Raw genomic sequence first — 18,324 nt, forward strand, 5'->3', positions numbered from 1 at the left:
TCGTAGCGCGCGAGCACGATCGGCACCACGAGGCCGAGCGCGGCCGGCGCGGTCTCCCAGGACCGGTCGAAGCCGGGCGTGCCGGTTCCCGTCGCGCGGGGAAGTGCGCTTCCGCGGCCGAAGCCAGGGGCGGCCGGCGCGGCCGGGTCCGGGTGCGGCGATCGTTCGGGAACGGTTCACCGGTGGTCCACCGGGGGCGTTGACAGCGGTGGGGCCGATTCCTAATCTCATCTACAAGAGGAATCGCAGTCTACATATGAAGACGAGATGCGCATGGCTTCGGCTCCGCTCGGTACCTCGCCACCCGACCCCGGTAGGTTCGCCGCCCACCTCCGCGAACGGATGGACACCGGCGTGCTGTCCTTCCCCCTCACCCCGTTCACCGCCGCCGGCGAACTCGACCTCGCCGCGCTCCGGATCTACCTCCGGGGCCAGGTCGACGCCGCGCCCGCCGCGTTCTTCATCGCCTGCGGCACCGGTGAGTTCTTCTCGCTGACGCAGGACGAGTACTCCGCCGTCGTGCGCACCGCGGTCGAGGCCGCCGCCGGGCGCATCCCGGTGCTCGCCGGCCTCGGCTACGGCTGGGCGCAGGCGCGGCAGTTCGCCGAACGCGCCGTCGACGCGGGCGCCGACGCCGGACTGCTGCTGCCGCACTACCTCGTCACGGCTCCGCAGGACGGCGTGGTCGAGCAGGTGCGCCGCGTCGCCGAGCACACCCCGCTGCCGCTGATCGCCTACCAGCGCGACCAGGTCCGGTTCGGTCCGGCGGCCGCCGCCCGGCTCGCCGAGATCCCCACGGTCATCGGCCTCAAGGACGGCCACAGCGACTTCGACGCGCTGCAGCGCCTCAAGCTCAGCACCCCGGCGGACTTCCTGTTCTTCAACGGTGCCGCCACCGCCGAGATGCAGGCCCGCGCCTACTCCGCCATCGGCATCACCGCCTACTCCTCCGCGGTGCACGCGTTCGCCCCGGAGATTGCGAAGGCCTTCTTCCGCGCGCTGCGCGGCGGGGACCGCGCACGAGTGGAGGAACTGCTGCGCGAGTTCTACTTCCCGCTCGTCGAACTCCGCGACCGCCGGGCCGGCTACGCCGTGGCACTGGTCAAGGCGGGCGCCCGGTTGCGCGGCCTGCCCGTCGGGCCGGTGCGCGCCCCGCTGGTCGATCCCGGATCCGCCGACCTCGCCGACCTCGAGAAGCTGATCGGGACGGGCCGCGCGCTCGTCGACCAGGACTGAGCAGGGAGACCCCATGCCCGAGAGCACCCGCATCGCCGAGGTCCGCGTCACCCCCATCCTGATCAGCGACCCGCCGCTGCTGAACGTGCAGGGCGTGCACCAGCCCTACACGCCGCGCACCATCGTCGAGGTCGTCACCGAGAACGGGGTGAGCGGCATCGGCGAGACCTACGGCGACACCGACTACCTCAAGATCGCCCAAGCCTTCGGCCCGGAGCTCGTCGGACGCCCGCTGACGGCCCGCAACGACCTGTTCGCCCGGGTCGCCGCCACGGCCGCCGAGGTCGACATCGCCCAGATCGACAACACCGTCGTCGCCGAAGGCCTCCGCGGCGCGCGCACCGAGGTGAAGCTGGTGCACAGCGTCGTGTCCGCGTTCGAAGTGGCGCTGCTCGACGCCCTCGGCCACGAGACCGGGTTACCCGTGCACGCGCTGCTCGGCGGCAAGGTCCGGGACCGCGTCGAGTACAGCGGCTACCTGTTCTACCGCTGGGCCGCGCACCCGCTGCCCGGCGAACCCGAGGACGACTGGGGCGCCGCGCTCGACCCGGCAGGCGTCGTCGCGCAGGCGCGGCGGTTCGCCGACCGGTACGGGTTCCGCTCCTTCAAGCTCAAGGGCGGCGCGTTCGCGCCGGAGCAGGAGATCGCCGCGATCCACGCGCTGCACGAAGCCTTCCCCGACGCGCCCCTGCGGCTCGACCCGAACGGCGCCTGGTCCGTCCAGACCAGCCTGGAGGTCGCCGCCGAGCTGGAAGGCGTCGCCGAGTACCTGGAGGACCCCACCGCGGGCACCGAGCAGATGGCGCAGGTCGCCGCCCGCACCAAGCTGCCGCTGGCCACCAACATGTGCGTCACCGCCCTCGACGAGGTGCCCGCCGCGTTCGCCGCCGACGCCGTGCAGGTCGTGCTCTCCGACCACCACTACTGGGGCGGGCTGCGCGCCACCCAGGACCTCGCCGCGATCTGCCGCACCTACGGCAAGCAGCTGTCCATGCACTCCAACACCCACCTGGGCATCAGCCTCGCCGCGATGACGCAGGTGGCCGCCACCATCCCCGACCTCGACCACGCCTGCGACACGCACCGGCCCTGGCAGACCGAGGACGTCATCACCGTCCCGCACACCTTCCGCGACGGCTGCGTCGAGGTCACCGACGCGCCAGGGCTGGGCGTCGAACTCGACCGGGAGTCGCTGCGGCGGCTGCACCGGCGCTGGCTCGACAGCGACGTGCGCGACCGGGACGACGCGGCGGCGATGCGGCGGGTCCACCCCGACTGGCAAGCCCCCGCTTTCCCGGTCTGGTGATGGTTTTCCGGCTCTCCCGTTGCGTTGGTGGGCCGGTGGCGTGCGTGGCCGTTCGGTCAGCGGCTTCGCCGCTGACAGGAATACGACAGGACCTGCCGTGCGAGTGTCGCGGTGGGCGGTGGTTCTTCCCTGCACTCGGAGGCGTCGATGGTGACGGTACCGACGGAGTCCACTTCGGACGATCCCGTGCTGCGCGGCGCGGTCGGCAAGTTCTTCCGGCGCGTGGTCCCGCTGCTGGTGGTCATGCTGGTCGTGAACCAGATGGATCGCACGAACATCGGGTTCGTGCGCCACGACCTCGAAGCCGATCTCGGCATCGGCGCTGCGGCCTACGGGCTCGGGGCGGGGCTGTTCTTCGTGGCCTACGCGCTGTTCGAAGTGCCCAGCAACGTGCTGCTGGAGCGCTTCGGCGCCCGCGTCTGGCTCACCCGCATCATGATCAGCTGGGGCGTGGTGGTGTTCGCGATGGCGTTCATCACCGACACCACCACCTTCTACGCGATGCGGTTCCTGCTCGGCGTCGCCGAGGCCGGGTTCTTCCCGGGCGTCCTGTACTACTTCACCCGCTGGTTGCCGGACCGGTACCGGGGGCGCGCCGTCGCGATCTTCCTGGGTGGTTCGGCGGGGGCCTACGTGGTCACCGGGCCGATCACCGGCGCGCTGCTGGAGCTCGACGGCGTCGCCGGGCTGGCCGGCTGGAAGTGGATGTTCCTGGCGCAGGGCGTGCTCTCGGTGCTGATCGGCGTCGCGGCGGCGTTCCTGCTCGTCTCCCGGATCGGCGACGCGAAGTGGCTGAGCACCGAGGAGAAGTCGGCGCTGGCCGCGGCCGTCGCCGCCGACGACGCGCACCGGGCGGCGGCGGGGGAGCGGGTGTCGAAGACCCGCCTGCTGCTGAACCCGCAGGTGCTGCTGCTGTGCTTCATCTTCTTCGCCGTCTCGTTGACCGGGTACACGATCACGTTCTGGCTGCCGAGCCTGGTCGACGGCATCGCCGGGCTGCCCGACTTCGGCGTCGGCCTGGTCAGCGCGGTGCCGTGGGCGTGCGCGATCGCCGCGATGTACCTGATGGGCCGGTTCACCGACCGCACCGGCGTCCGCCGGCCGTACGTCTCGGTGGCACTGGTGGTGGCCGCGATCGGCACCTTCCTGGCCACGCTCGGCACCCCGTGGTTCGGGGTGGCGGCGATGTGCGTGGCCGCGGTCGGGTTCAAGTGCTCGGCGTCGATCTTCTGGCCCATCGCGCAGCAGGGGCTGGAGGCCAAGATCGTCGCGCCGGGCATCGCGCTGGTGAACTCGCTGGGCAACCTCGGCGGTTTCGTCGCCCCCACCGCGATCGGCTTCCTGGAGGAGACCACCGGCTCCACCACTTATGGGCTCTACGGGCTGTCGGTGGCCTCGCTGCTCGCCGCCGCGCTCGCCACCCTGATCGGCGGGCGCCGCGCCGCCCGTTGACCCGAACCCCGGGCGTCCTCGCGCCGGACGCCCGGGGCGCGGGGCCTTCGACGGGCCGCCGAGCGCCCGGTGTGTACCGTGTTGCTCAGCGGAAAAGGCATGGTGGCCGGGGGTTTTCCGGTCGCGGGAGCGCGAGATGAGTGGCATGGCGGACGGGCAGCGGGGCGTGCGGGACGTCAAATCGGCGGCCCGGACGGTGGAGGTCCTGGAAGTGCTGGGCGGCCTCGACGGCGAACCGGTGAACCTCCGCGACCTGGCCGAGCGCACCCAGGTGCCGCGCAGCAGCCTCTACGCCCTGCTGCAGACGCTGGTCGCCCGCGGCTGGGTGCGCACCGACGCCACCGGCTCGCTGTACGGGATCGGGGTGCGGGCGCTGCTGGTCGGCACCTCCTACATCGACGGTGACCTGCGGGTCGCCGAGATCACGCCGCACCTGGACGAGCTGGTCGCCGACCTCGGCGAGACCGTGCACCTCGCGCGGCTCGACGGTGCCGACGTGGTGTATCTGCTGACCCGCGAGTCCAAGCACCACCTGCGCCCGTTCAGCCGGGTCGGCCGCCGGTTGCCCGCCAGCGCCACCGCGCTGGGCAAGGCGCTGCTGGCCGAGCGCCCGGACGCCGAAGTCGAGGCGCTGCTGCCGGATCCGCTGCCGCGGTTCACCGATTCGACGCTGGACCGCGCCGGCCTGCGCCGGGACCTGGCCGCCACCCGCGACCGCGGCTACGCCGTGGAGGTCGAGGAGAGCAACGTGGGCGTGCATTGCATCGGCGTCGCGCTGCGCTACGACAACCCGGTGCAGGACGCGATCAGCTGCTCGGTGCCGACCGCCCGGCTCACCCCGGAGTTCGAGCAGCGCGCGGTGCAGCGGATGCTGCGGGCCCGCGACGAGATCGAACGCGCCGCGCTGCGCTGGCCCACCTCGCAGGTGTCCTGGCGCTGACGCCGTCCACAGTGGAGTGATCACGACTCCGCCGAAGGAGCGCACCGGGTTCCGCCGAGCGGCTCTTGCGGGCCGGGCCCGCGCCTCGCCACGCTCGGGAGCGGGAGCTCGACCAGGGGACCGGGCTCGAGGGGAGAGTTCGATGGGGCGGAACGGGCGGAACGACGCGGACCGGACCGGCACCGATCCGGTCACGACCGGAGTCGGGGCGGAGGCGTCCTGGATCGCGGTCCCGCCGCGCGCTCCCGACGAGTCCGGCGGCCCGCGGATCGACCCCGGGTTCTCGCTCGAATCGATCCCCGGAGTGGACGTGAAGCACGCCAACGCGGCCCGCATGTACGACTACGCCCTCAACGGCGACCACAACTTCAAGATCGACCGCGAGGTCGCCGACCAGGTGTTCGCGGTGATGCCCAGCGGCCCCGCCGTCGCCCGCGCCAACCGCGCCTTCCTGCGCCGCGCCGTGGAGTTCTGCGTCGACGAGGGCATCGACCAGTTCCTCGACCTCGGCTCCGGCATCCCCACCCGCGGGAACACGCACGAGATCGCGCAGGCCCGGAACCCCGAGGCCCGCGTGGTGTACGTGGACAACGAGCCCGTCGCCGCCGCGCACACCCGCCAGCTGCTGCGCGGCAACGAGCACGCCGCGATGGTGCAGGCCGACGTGCGGGACCCGCGGACGGTGCTCGCGGCGGAACCGACCCGGCGGCTGCTGGACTTCGACCGGCCGGTGGCCGTGCTCATGGTCGCGGTGCTGCACTACGTCAGCGACGCGGACGGCATCACCGAGGTGCTGCGGGCCTACCGGGAGCACTGCTCGCGCGGCAGTTTCCTGGTCGTCTCGCACACCACCCAGGACCACCAGCCCGACGCCTCCCGGGAACTGCGCGAGGTGCTGGCCGCCTCCGGCACCGAGGTCACCCACCGCGATCGCGCGGCGGTGCGCGCCGTGTTCGACGGCTGGCGACTGGTGGAGCCCGGCGTGGTGTGGACCCCGCAGTGGCACGGCCCGCCGCCCGCGCCCGGCGATCCGGCGCCGGAGGCGTCCGAAACGTGGTGCGGAGTCGCCGAACTCCGCTGAGCCCGGTGCGAATGAGTCCTCTGTGGAGTGTTGCGGGACGCAGATTTCCCATCATGTGGGCGTCTTCCGGCGCGCACGTCCCGCGGCATGACATATGTCATCGCCCGCGGAGGTGCTCGTCCGCCGTCCGGTCGACTATCGTCTGATCCGCATGGCGGCGCCCGCGAGCACGACCGGCGGGCGCCCCGACCGGCGTCCCCCGCCCCTCCCTCGTGCGGCCGGACGCGTTCTGCCGAAGATCGGAGTGGGCACCGATGAGCCGCGCGCACCGCGCCGGGCGACGGGGAACCGCCCCCGTCCGCCGATCGGACCCGACGTGACCGGAGTGCTCACCGGGTTCGCCGTGATCGGCGCCATCATCGCCGTCGGCTACCTGGTGGCGCTGCGCGGCTCGCTCGGCGACCACGGCCAGGAGGTGCTGAGCAGGCTGGCGTTCTCCATCGGCACCCCGGCGTTGCTGTTCACCACCCTCGCCCGCGCCGACCTGTCCGTCATCGTCTCGCTGCCGCTGCTGATCACCGCGCTGAGCACCTTCGTCGCCGCCGGGCTGTTCGTCGCCGCCGGGGTGGTCCGCGGCTGGGGCGTCGGGCGCACCACCATCGGCGCGCTGTGCTCCAGCTACGTCAACTCCGGCAACCTCGGCATCCCGATCGCGGTGTACGTGCTCGGCGACGCCTCGCTGGTCGCGCCCGTGCTGCTGCTGCAGCAGCTCGTCGTCACCCCGATCGCGCTCGCCGTGCTGGACCTCTCGCGGCCCGGCGCGCACAGCTCCTGGACGGCGCGGCTCACCACGCCGTTCCGCAACCCCGTGGTGCTCGGCTCGCTCAGCGGCGTCGCCGTCGCCGCCACCGGGCTGCACGTCCCCGACGCCGTGTTCGACCCGATCAACCTGCTCGGCGGGATGGCCGTGCCCGGCGTGCTGCTGGCGTTCGGCATCTCGCTGCGCGGCGCCAGCCTGCCCGGCCGCAGCCCGGAGAAGCGCGTGGTGTTCTTCTCCGTCGCGCTGAAGTCCGTGGTGCAGCCGCTGGTCGCCTGGGCGCTCGGCCGGTTCGTCTTCGACCTGCCGGACGCGCAGCTGTTCGCCGTCGTCGTCACCTCGGCGCTGCCCGCCGCGCAGAACCTGTTCACCTACGCGGCCCGCTACGAGACCTCGGTGGTGCTGGCCCGGGAATCGGTGCTGCTGTCCACCATCCTCGCCGCGCCCGTCATCGGAGTCGTCGCGCTGCTGCTCGGCTGAACATCCCCACTTCGCTTGCGAAGTGGGTCGAGTGGCGGAACCTCGGCGGCTTCCTCGCTGCGGGATCGATTTCCGATGCATGTCCGGCGACATCGCTGTCCTCGTGAGGAAGCCGCTGCGAACCCGCGGGTGGTCATGTCGCCCGGGTGGTCGGCAGCTCAGCGGCTTCGCCGCTGACCGGAAACGAACAACGACCCGCCGGGCAGGTGCATGGACAGGACCGCTGAGGGTTCCGCCACCAGAGTGCTCCGCAGCAGAAGTGGAAAGATCACCGCAGAGTGGTCGTCCGGACGAAGCTCAACGTCTGCGGCCAGGAGTGCAGGTAGGCCTCGGCGTTCACCGGGTTCTCCTGGCGGGCGCGGGCGCTGAAGCCGTGCTCGGCACCCGGATAGGTGTGCACGATGCTCGCGCCCCGCTCGCGGCCGGTCAGCGCCGCGTTGAGCGCGTCGAAGCTCTCCCGCGGCACCAGGTCGTCCGCGCCCGGGTAGTGCATCATCACCGGCGCCTCGATGCGCGCGGCGTGCTCGGCGGCGTCCAGCGCGTGGTTCGGCGCGGGCGGGATCGGCACCGTCGGGTGGTAGGCCACCACGTTCGCGAGCCGCCGGTCCCGCGCCCCGAGCAGCAGCGCGAACCGGCCGCCGAGGCACCAGCCGATCACCCCGACCCGCTGCGCGCCGAGTTCGTTGAACAGGTGCGAGAGCAGCCGCTGCTGCTCGGCGAGCGCCTTCTCGTCGTCCAGCTCGCCCATCAGCCGCACCAGTTCGTCGCGCTCGGTGTCGTCGGCGCTCGGCCCGTCCCACGGGTCCCAGGACAGCGCGGTGACCCCGGCCGCGGCCAGGTCGGCGGCGAACTCGCGCACCTGCTCGCCGATGCCGGTGAGCATCGGCAGCAGCAGCATCGCGCCGCCCGCGTCCACCTCCGGTCGCGCCAGGTAGGCGCGCGACCGCCCGACGGATACGTACTCCCCGGTGCTCTCCTCAGCCATGCGCCCACCCTAACCACTTGTCTCGCGTCTTCTGCTGCGTAGTGCTCGGGTGGCGGAACCTCAGCTGCTTCCTCGCTGCGGGATCGTTTTCACCGGTGGCTCCGCCACAGGCGACAACGCCGTCCTCGCGAGGAAGCGGCTGAGAACCCGCTGCGGTGCCGGGTGCGTGCGTGGTCGCTGCTCAGCGGCTTCGCCGCTGACAGGAGACCGACACGACCCGCCGGGCAGTCCAGCGACAGGCAGTGAACCGCGTGGTTCCCGACTCCCGGTTCGAGCGGGGTGGCGGAGTCCCGGTCGCTCGCTGCGGGTCCGTTCACCGGTGGCGTCCGCCGCGCGCGAGAGCGCCGTGGTCGCGGCGGGGAATCCGCGGCGCCGGTTGCCCGGGTGGTCGCCGCCGGCGAGCGGACGACAGGACCCGGTGCGCAGGGCCGGCGGTCGTGGCGGAACCGGTGGGCGGGCCGGCGGTGGGGTGATCCACGATGGGCGGGCAGCATCCGAACGGGAGGACGACGCGTCGTGGCACCTGAACCGCTCCGGTACGAAATCGACTCCGGGATCGCCCTGCTGACCGTGGACGACCCGCCGATGAACCTGGTGACCCTGGAGCTGACCCGGGCCCTCGACGCCGCGCTGGACGCGGTGGAACGGGACGGGGCGCGCGCCGTGATCCTCACCGGGGCGGGTGAGCGGGCGTTCTGCGCCGGTTCGGACATCGGCGAGTTCCCCGACCTGATGCACCCCGGCGCGGTCGTGGAGCGGAAGCTGCGCAGGCAGAACGAGGTGTTCACCCGGCTGGAACGGCTGCCGGTGCCGACGATCGCCGCGCTCGGCGGACTCGCCTACGGCGGCGGTCTGGAGCTCGCGGTCTGCTGCGACCTGATCATCGCGGAACCGCAGGTGCGGCTGGGCCTGCCGGAGATCAAGCTCGGCCTGTTCCCCGGCAGCGGCGGCACCTACCGGGTGACGCGGCGGGTCGGGCGGGCGCGGGCGAAGCAGCTGATGTTCTTCGGCGACCCCGTCGACGCGGACACCGCGCTGTCCTGGGGACTGCTCGACGAGGTGGTGGAGCGCGGCGGGGCGCTCGCGGCGGCGCGGGAGCGGGCGGCGGTCCTGGTGCGGCGGCCGCGGAACTCGCTGCGGCTGGTGAAGTCGCTGATCGACGCCACCGCGGGCGAACCGGACGAGGAGGTGCTGCGGCGCTCGCTGGCCGCCAGCGACGAGGCGTTCACCTCCGCGGAGGCGCGCGAGGGCGTCCGCGCCTTCTTCGCGAAGGAGACCCCCGACTTCGGCGAGTAGCCACCGCGGGCGCCGCGATGCGACCACCCGGCTCCTGCGGGACGGTGGACCGGCAGCGGGGGAGGACGCGCATGACCGAGACCTACCGGATCGTGGCCGGAGTGGACGGCTCCGCGTCGTCCCGCGCCGCGCTGCGCTGGGCGCTGTGGCACGCGGACCTCGCGGGCGGTGTGATCACCGCGCTGATGGCCTGGGATCTCTCGCCCATCTACGGCTGGGCGCCGGACGACGCCGGGCACCGCACCGCGCGGACCCTGCAGGACGTGGTGCACGAGGTGGCCGGGGACTCCCGGGTGCCCGTGGAGCGCGTCGTGGTGCAGGGCGGCCCGGCGAAGGCGCTGCTCGACGCGGCCGCGGACGCGGACCTGCTGGTCGTCGGGAGCCGCGGGCACGGCGGGTTCACCGGTGCGCTGCTCGGCTCTGTCGGCCAGCACTGCGTGCAGCACGCGCGCTGCCCCGTCGTGGTGGTCCGCGAGCACCGGTGATCGCTCGTGCTGAGCGGTTTGAGCGGCTGAGCGGCTGAGCGGCCCGTCCACCGCGGTGACGGTGATCGCATTCCCAACCTGTTGGATTGGGTTTACACCCCGGCGGCGCCCTGGCTAGCGTTCGGACATGCCGCAGCGGCCGATGCTCACCACCCGGGGTCATGTGGACCTGTCGCGGGTGGCGTCGGCGCTCTGTCCCCGCTGACCCGGCCCTTCCCCTCCCGGTTCCACCGGTTCTCCCGCCCTGCGCGGACGAATGCTGCTCACCTCGTGCCCGGCCACTGCGCGGCCGCGCCCCTCGCTGGAGGTCCCATGCCGACCCGCTCCACGCGGCGCTCCTTCCTGACCAAGCTCGCCGCCGCCCCGCTCGCCCTGAGCCCGCTCGCCGCGGCCGCCTGCGGCGGGAATCCCGCGGTCCGCGAGGACGGCAGCGTCGACCTGACCAAGGTCACGCTCACCATCGGCGACCAGGCGGGCATCCAGCAGTCGCTGGTCGAGGCCGCCGGTGTGCTCGACGGCAAGCAGTACGAGGTGCGCTGGTCCCAGTTCGCCGCCGCCGCACCGCTGCTGGAGGCCCTGCGCAGCGGCGCCGTCGACATCGGCCTGGCCGGGGACGCGCCGACGCTCAACGCCCTCGGCTCCGGCGCCGACATCAAGATCGTCTCGGCGACGCGGTCGGTGCAGCAGTACGGGCTGGCGATCGTGGTGCCGCCGGGTTCGCCGATCCGCACGGTCGCCGACCTGCGCGGCAAGACCGTCTCGCCCACCACGCCGGGCAGCGTCGGCCACTACCTGCTGCTGAGCGCGCTGCGCGAAGCCGGGCTGTCCGCGGACGACGTGCGGATCAGCTTCCTCGAACCGGTCAACGCCAGCGCCGCGCTCAGCTCCGGCGCCATCGACGCCTGGTCCACCTGGGACCCGTACACCGCCGCCGCCCAGCTCGACCAGGGCGCGACCGTGCTGCGCGACGCGACCGGCCTCGCCCACGGGCTCAGCTTCATCAACGCCTACCAGGACGCGCTCGACGACCCGGGCCGCCGCGCCGCCCTCCGCGACTTCCTCGGCCGCTACAACGAGGCCCTCGCCTGGGCGCGGGACAACCCGGCGGAGAACGCGCGGATCTACGGCGATCTCAGCCACCGGCCGCCGAACGTCGCCCGGCTCGTCTCGGACCGCTCGCAGCGCACCGGCGGACCCGTCGACGACCAGGTGATCGGCCAGCTGCAGGAGGTCGCCGACGACTACCTCGAATTCGGGGTGCTGCGCCAACACCTGGTGATCGGCGAGCACGTCGACCGCGGCCTGTACTGAGCGGGCGGCGGCGATGACCCGGCGGCTGCACCTCGCGCTCTACCTGGACGACCACGGCATCCACGCCGGCGGCTGGCGGCATCCGCGCGCGGTGCCGCCCGGCGAGCACGGCCTCGCGCTGTACCGGCGGCTCGCCGGAGCCGCCGAACGGGCCAAGCTGGACCTGCTGTTCATCGCGGACAAGCTCGCCGTGGACGACATCCACGGCGGCGACTTCGGCGCGGTGCTCGAACACCGGCCGAACACCCACCTCGATCCGATCGTGCTGCTCTCCGCGCTGTCCGCGGTGACCGAGCGGATCGGGCTGGCCGCGACCGCGTCCACCACGTACTCGGAGCCGTTCCACGTGGCCCGGATGTTCGCCAGCCTCGACCACCTCAGCGGCGGGCGGGCCGGGTGGAACGCGGTGACCTCGGTCAGCGATGGGGAAGCGCGCAACTTCGGCCGCGCCGAACACCTCGGGCACCAGGAGCGGTACGAGCGGGCCGCCGAATTCCTCACCGCGGTGCGGACGCTGTGGGACACCTGGGACGAGGACGCGGTCGTCGCGGACCAGGAGTCCGGGCGGTTCGCCGACGCGAGCAAGGTCCGCTACGCCGACCACGCGGGGGAGTGGTTCCAGGTCCGCGGCCCGCTCACCGTGCCCCGCGCGCCCCAGGGGCGGCCGGTGATCGTCCAGGCCGGGGCGTCCGGGGTGTTCCGGCGCCTCGCCGCCGCGAACGCCGACCTGGTCTTCGCGGTCGCGCCGACGCTGGAGCGCGGGGTGGAGTTCTACCGCGGCTTCAAGCAGCAGGTGCGGGAGGCGGGCCGCGGCGAGCACGAGGTGCGGGTGCTGCCCGGCATCATGCCCGTCGTCGGCGAGACGGACGAGCAGGCGCGGGAGGTGGAGCGGGAGCTGCGGTCGCTGGTGCTGCCCATCGCGGGCCTCACCTTCATGTCCGCGAGCATGAACCTCGACCTGTCCCGGTTCCCGGTCCACGGACCGGTGCCGGACGTCCGGGACGGGATCCGCGGCAGCAGGGGCCGCTTCCAGCACGTCATCGCCGACGCGATCGACCGCGGGATCACCCTCGGCGAGCTGGGTGCCGAGTACGCGGCGACGCTGTCGTTCCCGCTGGTCGCCGGCTCTCCCGCGACGATCGCCGACGAGTTCCAGCGCTGGTTCGAGGCGGGCGCCTGCGACGGGTTCGTGCTGATGCCGCCGTACGTGCCGGGCGGGGTCACGGATTTCTTCGAGCAGGTGGTCCCGGAACTGCAGCGCAGGGGATTATTCCGCACCGAGTACGCGGGGCGTACCCTGCGCGACCACCTCGGCGTCGGGCGTCCTTGACCGGCGCCGAGGCGGTCCAGCGGATCAGAAGGGCTTGCGGCCGACGCCGGCCCAGATCGCCGACTCGCCGGACTGGCTGAAGTCCAGCTTCGGCGAGTGGTTCGGGCTGCTGTCCTCCGGGTGCCAGTCGGTCGTCCAGGCCATGCCCGGTTCGAGCATCTCGAAGTCGCCGAACAGCGCGCGGATCTCCTGCTGGCTGCGCCAGATCACCGGGCTGGAGGAGTTGTCGTACATCTGCTTGATGCCGACCAGCTGCTCGTCCAGTTCGGACGGAACCCCGTCGTCGGTGAGGTGCGACAGCGCGAGGAACGAGCCGGGCGGCAGCAGCTCCCGGTACCGCTTCATCACCTGCGGCGAGATGTCCTCGCCGTCCGGTCCGGGCTGCTGGACGTGCAGCACCGCGATCAGCAGCACCGCGATCGGCTGCTCCAGGTCGAGCACGCCGGTCTCGATGGCCTTCTGCCACAGCCGGTCCGGGTTGCGGAAGTCCGCGTTGATCGCGGCGTGCCGCTCCGGGTCGCCGTGCTTCTCCAGCAGCACCTGGGAGTGCGCCACCGCGACCGGTTCGTGGTCGACGTAGACGACCTTCGAACCGGGCTCGACCTCGTCGGCCACCGAGTGCGTGTTGCCCATCGTGGGCACCCCGGAACCGATGTCGATGAACTGGTGCACGCCGCGGGACACCAGGTGCCGGACCGCTCGGTGCAGGAACAGCCGATTGCTGATCGCGATCGGGCGTAACAACGGGTATTGGTCGACGACGTGCTGGCCGAATTCCCGGTCGATGGCCCAGTTCGCGTTGCCACCGAGGTACCAGTCGTACACCCGGGCGACGCTCGGCTTGGTCAAATCCGCGTGCTGCGGGGGGAACGGGTCTTCATCAAGATCGCTCATTCGCATGGTCCTTTGTCGCAACCGGGTGATCTTGCAGCGAATCGTAACCCCTCGACTGCTCGCAGTGAGCGGGGGTCGTCAGATCGTTTCGACACCGATGTCCGTGGTCAGCGGCCTGCGGGCACCTGAACGCGCGGAATCGGCCGAGCGGTCCGGGAAAGGGTTCGCACGGCAGCAAGACCTGGACGGGAGGGCTGTGTCCCCCCGCCGATCCGGTTCGGTCGGAAAAGCGTCAGAAAGTCAGCTTGGAACGGAATTCGGCGGCCAATTCCTGCAGGAAGTCCACCGAGTCGTTGAGTTCGAGCGCGGCACCGCGGATGCGGTCCCACGCGTCCACGAACAGTTCGAAGTCCCCTTCGTCGTCGAGGTAAACCCCACCGGCGGCGTGCTCGATGAACACGAAGTCCTTGGTGGCGTCCGGGAAGCGCATGATCGTGAAGTCGTTCGGCGTGAAGGCCAGCCGCACGTCGAACGGCAGCACGTGCACGAACACCCGCGAGTACCGCTCGCTCAGCGCCAGCAGGTGCTCCACCTGGTCCAGCGCCACCGACGGGCTCGGCCCGCCGGGCATCCGGCGGAACGCGGCCTCACCGATCACGAACCGGTAGTAGGGCGGCCGGTCCAGGTCGAAGACCTGCTTGCGGTCCTGGCGGTTGCGCACCAGCGAGGTCAGATCCGTGGCTCGGTCCTCGCTGAACTGGGTGAGCATGTAGTGCTCGGACTGCAGCGGGCCGGGGATCCGCTCGCCGTGCCAGCTGAGGATCTCGCCCGCCGCGGGCTCCAGGTCGGTGAAGGTGCGGAACCAGTGCGGCACCGCGGACCGGTACCCGGACCACTGGCCGCGCTGCCCGGTGCTCGACCGGGCCAGGTCCAGCATCAGCTCGGCCTGGGCGTCGCTGCACTGGAACGCCTCCAGCATCTGCTTGAGCTCGGCCTGCTTGACCGCCACCGCGCCGGACTCGATCTTGTTGACCTTGCCCTGCCTGCAGCCCAGCAGATCGGCGACCTCTTGCTGGGTCATCCCGACCGCCGTGCGCGCTCGGCGGATCTCGTTGCCGAGCTGTCTGCGCCGCGACGTCACCGTGCTCGGCACTCGGAATCTCCGCTCTACGTTCGGGGTCTCGACAAGCAGATCATCTTAGCCGAGCGAGTCCCCGATGGCGTGCTGCCCGGTGGTGACCGGCCAGATCGAGATTTCACCCGGAAGGGGAATAATCGATGCGGCCGATGGTACCGATGGTGATCATGGCAGGTCGAACGCACCGGTGCGGGTCGTGGTCAGGAACGAACGCCAGCGTGCGGCGTCGAAGACCAGGACTCCGTCGTCGATGTTCTTGCTGTCGCGGACACCGACGGGTCCGCCTGCTGCAGGGTGGTTGACCTCGACGCAGTTGCCGCCGTTCGGGCCGCAGCGGTTCGCGGCGAACCAGCCGTGCCGGGGGAAATACGAGGTCATCAGGTCCGGGTCCGGTGCTTGCACTGGGCGCTCCCTCCGCACTGTTCAGTTCAGCTCGACAACGAGATTAATCCTTGAGTAGGATTAATCTCAAGCACAGGAGGGAGCAATGATGCCCAGCGTTGCCAACAGCTCCACCGAACTCCGGCGCGAGCCCGCCGCTGCCACCGAGCAGCGCGTGTGGGTGTTGCGCAGGCACCACCGCGTGTCGCTGCGCCAGGCGCACGCGATCGTCTCGGTCGATTGGGACGCCGGTGTCGCCCGCACGGCCTGCGGGCTGGGGCTGCGGCGGGACGCCATAGCCGATGTCCCGGCCGGCGGCTGCATGCCCTGCGTCTCCTGCGTCGCCTCGCTGCCGGTCGGATCGCGGCAGCTGGAGGACTCCGCCGGCTGACCGGCGGCGAACCGGACCCCCTCGGCCTTCGTGGCTCCTGCCGCGGCCGATCCGCCGGATCGGGCGCGCCACCCCGAACTCGCCGCAGGCCCCGTCGAGATCCCTCCGCGGTGATCTCCGGGGCCGCGACCGCCAGGCGGCAAAATGATCTGTCCGGAATGGTCAATCGGATGACCGGGGTTCTCATGGTGCACGTCACTCCGGCGCTCTAATCTCTTGCCCTGTCCGGCGCTTCCGGTCGTCTTCCGTCCGGGGGAACGCCACGACGAGGGCCCCGCGGGAGCGATGCGCAGCTGCGCGCCGACCGCGCCGGGCCACGTCGAATTGTTCCGGGTTCGAGACGACGGCGGTCCGATGAGCGAGAGCAGCACCAATGCGACGGTGCGGCGCAGATTACTGGGGTTGGCCCTGCTGCTGTGCGCCGCGCTGTTCCTCAGCACGACGGTGGCGACGTACCAGGGCGTGTTCCGGCCGAGCGTGGACGTGGTGCTGGTCGCCGCGTCCAGCGGGAACCAGCTGGGCCCCGAATCCGAGGTGAAGGTCCGCGGCATGACCGTGGGCCGGGTGGAGGACGTGCGGGCGACCCCGGGCGGTGCCGAGCTGCACTTGGCGTTGGAGCCGGACAAGGCGCGGTTGTTGCCTGCGAACGTGTCGGCGCGGTTGTTGCCGCGGACGTTGTTCGGGGAGCGGTACGTGTCGTTGGACGTGCCGGATCAGGCGTCGTCGGTGCGGTTGGCTTCGGGTGATGTGATCTCGCAGGACCGGACGGCGGCGTCGGTGGAGCTGGAGACGGTGCTGGCGGACACGATGCCGGTGTTGGAGGCGATCCATCCGGATGATCTGGCGGTGACGTTGAATTCGTTGAGCCAGGCGTTGGACGGTCGTGGTGAGTCGATCGGGGACACGATCTCGCGGTTGAACGAGTACGTGGCGGGGTTGAACCCGTCGTTGCCGCAGTTGCAGGAGAACCTGCGGCAGTTGGTGGGGGTGGCGGAGACCTACGAGCAGGCGGCGCCGGATGTGCTGGCGGCGTTGGGTGATCTGTCGCAGACCTCGCGGACGCTGGTGGACCAGCAGGAGAACCTGCGCGGGCTCACCGCGCAGCTGACGACCACGTCGAACGACGCGACCGGGTTCCTGGAGACCAACGGGGACGACCTGATCCGCTTCGGCGCGTCCAGCAGGCCGACCGCGGACCTGCTCGCCAAGTACTCGCCGGAATTCCCGTGCCTGCTGCGCACCCTCGCCGACACCGTCCCGCGGGTGGACGACGTGTTCGGCGTCGGCACGGACGAACCGGGCGCGCACATCACCCTCGAAGTGGTGGCACCGCGCGGCGAGTACGTGGCGGGCCGGGACGAACCGGTCTACGGCGACGAGCGCGGCCCGCGCTGCTACGACTACCCGGACGGGACGCGGCCGCAGTACCCGCCGGACGGCCCGATCCAGGACGGTTCCGCCCCGCCCGCCGCAGGAGATCCGCCCGCCACCGGTTCGGCCGGGTCCGGCTCGCACGGCCTCGGCGCGATCAACTCGCCGCGGGAGCGGGCGACGGTGGCGCTGGCGCTGGCGCCCTCGATGGGCGTACCGGCGAACACCATGCCGGAGTGGGGATCGCTGCTGGTGGGCCCGGTGCTGCGCGGAGCCGAAGTGGACTACGGCTGACCGTCCCGTTCGGCGGGATCGACCTCGCCGGTGCCGGGAGCGGAATCCCGGCTCGGCGGGCGGGCTCGACGCAGGGGCCGTCGGCCGGCGGCGGGATGTCCGGGCACCGGGCCGAATTTCGGTCTACCGCTCCGCTCCGCGCCGTCGCGCGTAGCTCATCGGCGTGGTCCCGGTCCACCGCTTGAACGCGTGGATGAAGCTGGCCGCCTCCGCGTAGCCGAGGCGGATCGCGATGTCGTCCACCGACATCGCACCGTCGCGCAGCATCCCCTCGGCCAGTGCGGCGCGGACCTCGTCGCGCACCGACTGGAAGCTGGTCCCCTCGGCGTTGAGCTTGCGGTGCAGGGTGCGCGCCGTGGTGTGCAGCTTGCGCGCCACGTCCTCCATGCCCAGCCGCACCCCGTCCGGGCCGAGCATCTGGTCCCGCACCTGCTTGGCGAACCCGGTGCGCTCCCGGCGGCCCGCGAGCAGGTCGCGGCACTGCGCCTCGCACATCGCCAGGGTCTGCTCGTTCGCCTGCGGGAGCGGGCGCCCCAGGAACGCCGGGTCCAGCACGATCACGTCCTGCCCCAGCCCGAACTTCGGCACCACGCCGAAGAACTCGCCCAGCTCCGCGGTGTTCGGCGGCTCCGGCAGGCTCAGCTCGATGCGCTGCACCGGGATCGGTGCGGGCAGCAGCTCCACCATGATGGTGTGGATCGCGGACAGGTCGCGGGCGATGAGGAAGTTCCGCACGTCCGCCGGGATCGCCGCCGCGTCCAGCTCGACGTGCAGCTCCTCGCCGACGAAGCGGACCCGCGGGATGCAGAACGCGAAGCTCAGCTCCAGGTAGCGCAGCGCCACCGCCATGCCGTCCTGCACGGTTGGGCTGCTGATGAACGCGAAGCCGAGGATCCCGTAGGCGGTCAGGTGGTACTGCAAGCCGGCGCGCATGCCGAGGTCCGGCACCTCCGGCAGCGCCTGCACCAGGTTCCGCACGACCCGCAGCTCCTGGTGCGCGTCCACGGACAGGTCCGGATCCTCCAATTCCGGCTCGGTGAGCCCGGTTCCGGCGAGGGCCACGCCCGCCGGGATGCCGTGCTCGGCGGCGAACCTGGTGAGCAGCAGGGCGCTGATCGAACTGCGGGGGAAATCCCAGTCCTGCACGACGGGGTCGGGAACGGCCGCCGCGGGGGACGGGCCGGTGTTGTGATTTACGTCGCGACGATGCGGCATGTCCGGAAGTATCAATCACGTGACCGCGGACGTCATAGCCC

General features: G+C 71.8%; 18 protein-coding genes. 13 read left to right on the forward strand and 5 right to left on the reverse strand.

From position 1 onward, the window contains the following. Positions 1 to 273 precede the first annotated feature (273 nt). The 6 genes from AC29IT_RS00375 (at position 274) to AC29IT_RS00400 (ending at position 7,252) form a co-directional block, all read left to right on the forward strand. Entirely contained in the window at positions 274 to 1,236 is a 963-nt protein-coding gene (locus AC29IT_RS00375) for a 5-dehydro-4-deoxyglucarate dehydratase (protein WP_488217405.1), read from the forward strand. Between the two features lie 13 nt (positions 1,237 to 1,249). Continuing rightward, the gene (locus AC29IT_RS00380) at positions 1,250 to 2,542 is read left to right on the forward strand and encodes a glucarate dehydratase family protein (RefSeq protein ID WP_358444361.1); all 1,293 of its coding nucleotides are present in this window, start codon (positions 1,250 to 1,252) and stop codon (positions 2,540 to 2,542) included. 147 nt (positions 2,543 to 2,689) lie between these two features. Next, a complete protein-coding gene (locus AC29IT_RS00385; protein WP_358444358.1) occupies positions 2,690 to 3,994 on the forward strand; it encodes an MFS transporter in 1,305 nt (434 codons plus the stop codon). 136 nt (positions 3,995 to 4,130) lie between these two features. Next, positions 4,131 to 4,934, forward strand: a complete 804-nt coding sequence (locus tag AC29IT_RS00390; protein WP_358444355.1) for an IclR family transcriptional regulator — start codon at positions 4,131 to 4,133, stop codon at positions 4,932 to 4,934. A gap of 142 nt (positions 4,935 to 5,076) precedes the next feature. Then, positions 5,077 to 6,015, forward strand: a complete 939-nt coding sequence (locus AC29IT_RS00395) for an SAM-dependent methyltransferase (protein ID WP_358444352.1) — start codon at positions 5,077 to 5,079, stop codon at positions 6,013 to 6,015. A gap of 316 nt (positions 6,016 to 6,331) precedes the next feature. Further along, positions 6,332 to 7,252, forward strand: a complete 921-nt coding sequence (locus tag AC29IT_RS00400) for an AEC family transporter (RefSeq protein WP_358444349.1) — start codon at positions 6,332 to 6,334, stop codon at positions 7,250 to 7,252. A gap of 268 nt (positions 7,253 to 7,520) precedes the next feature. Here AC29IT_RS00400 and AC29IT_RS00405 read toward each other — a convergent pair whose 3' ends face one another. After that, positions 7,521 to 8,237 (reverse strand): dienelactone hydrolase family protein, encoded by a 717-nt coding sequence (locus AC29IT_RS00405; RefSeq protein WP_358444346.1) that lies wholly within the window; start codon positions 8,235 to 8,237, stop codon positions 7,521 to 7,523. 516 nt (positions 8,238 to 8,753) lie between these two features. On the opposite strand from AC29IT_RS00405, the gene AC29IT_RS00410 reads away from it, so the two are divergent. The 5 genes from AC29IT_RS00410 to AC29IT_RS00430 all read left to right on the forward strand — a co-directional run bounded on the left by AC29IT_RS00410 (position 8,754) and on the right by AC29IT_RS00430 (position 12,659). Beyond that, complete coding sequence (locus tag AC29IT_RS00410; protein WP_488217406.1) at positions 8,754 to 9,533, forward strand: enoyl-CoA hydratase/isomerase family protein; 780 nt, start codon at positions 8,754 to 8,756, stop codon at positions 9,531 to 9,533. 71 nt (positions 9,534 to 9,604) lie between these two features. Beyond that, on the forward strand, positions 9,605 to 10,018 hold the full coding sequence (locus AC29IT_RS00415; RefSeq protein WP_488217407.1) for a universal stress protein: 414 nt from the start codon (positions 9,605 to 9,607) through the stop codon (positions 10,016 to 10,018). Between the two features lie 127 nt (positions 10,019 to 10,145). Continuing rightward, positions 10,146 to 10,223: a putative leader peptide gene (locus AC29IT_RS00420; protein WP_358444385.1), complete on the forward strand. Its 78-nt coding sequence runs from the start codon at positions 10,146 to 10,148 to the stop codon at positions 10,221 to 10,223. A 107-nt stretch (positions 10,224 to 10,330) separates the two neighbouring features. Next, positions 10,331 to 11,329, forward strand: coding sequence for an ABC transporter substrate-binding protein (locus tag AC29IT_RS00425; RefSeq protein WP_488217408.1), 999 nt, complete (start codon positions 10,331 to 10,333; stop codon positions 11,327 to 11,329). A gap of 13 nt (positions 11,330 to 11,342) precedes the next feature. After that, on the forward strand, positions 11,343 to 12,659 hold the full coding sequence (locus AC29IT_RS00430) for an LLM class flavin-dependent oxidoreductase (protein WP_488217409.1): 1,317 nt from the start codon (positions 11,343 to 11,345) through the stop codon (positions 12,657 to 12,659). A 24-nt stretch (positions 12,660 to 12,683) separates the two neighbouring features. On the opposite strand, the gene AC29IT_RS00435 is transcribed toward AC29IT_RS00430, so the two are convergent. The 3 genes from AC29IT_RS00435 to AC29IT_RS00445 form a co-directional block, all read right to left on the reverse strand. Next, on the reverse strand, positions 12,684 to 13,553 hold the full coding sequence (locus AC29IT_RS00435; protein WP_488217410.1) for an SAM-dependent methyltransferase: 870 nt from the start codon (positions 13,551 to 13,553) through the stop codon (positions 12,684 to 12,686). Positions 13,554 to 13,785: 232 nt separating this feature from the next. Then, a complete protein-coding gene (locus AC29IT_RS00440) occupies positions 13,786 to 14,646 on the reverse strand; it encodes a helix-turn-helix domain-containing protein (protein WP_358444329.1) in 861 nt (286 codons plus the stop codon). Between the two features lie 150 nt (positions 14,647 to 14,796). Further along, positions 14,797 to 15,033 (reverse strand): DUF397 domain-containing protein, encoded by a 237-nt coding sequence (locus AC29IT_RS00445; protein WP_358444326.1) that lies wholly within the window; start codon positions 15,031 to 15,033, stop codon positions 14,797 to 14,799. A gap of 85 nt (positions 15,034 to 15,118) precedes the next feature. Between AC29IT_RS00445 and AC29IT_RS00450 the strand changes: the two genes are divergently transcribed. Continuing rightward, a complete protein-coding gene (locus AC29IT_RS00450) occupies positions 15,119 to 15,403 on the forward strand; it encodes a hypothetical protein (RefSeq protein ID WP_358444323.1) in 285 nt (94 codons plus the stop codon). A 354-nt stretch (positions 15,404 to 15,757) separates the two neighbouring features. Further along, positions 15,758 to 17,068 carry an MCE family protein gene (locus tag AC29IT_RS00455; protein ID WP_488217411.1) on the forward strand — a complete coding sequence of 437 codons (1,311 nt, stop codon included), beginning with the start codon at positions 15,758 to 15,760 and terminating at the stop codon, positions 17,066 to 17,068. 123 nt (positions 17,069 to 17,191) lie between these two features. Here AC29IT_RS00455 and AC29IT_RS00460 read toward each other — a convergent pair whose 3' ends face one another. Next, positions 17,192 to 18,283, reverse strand: a complete 1,092-nt coding sequence (locus tag AC29IT_RS00460) for an AraC family transcriptional regulator (protein WP_488217412.1) — start codon at positions 18,281 to 18,283, stop codon at positions 17,192 to 17,194. Positions 18,284 to 18,324 lie beyond the last annotated feature (41 nt).

The organism is Saccharopolyspora sp. MMCC62, assembly GCF_057736575.1.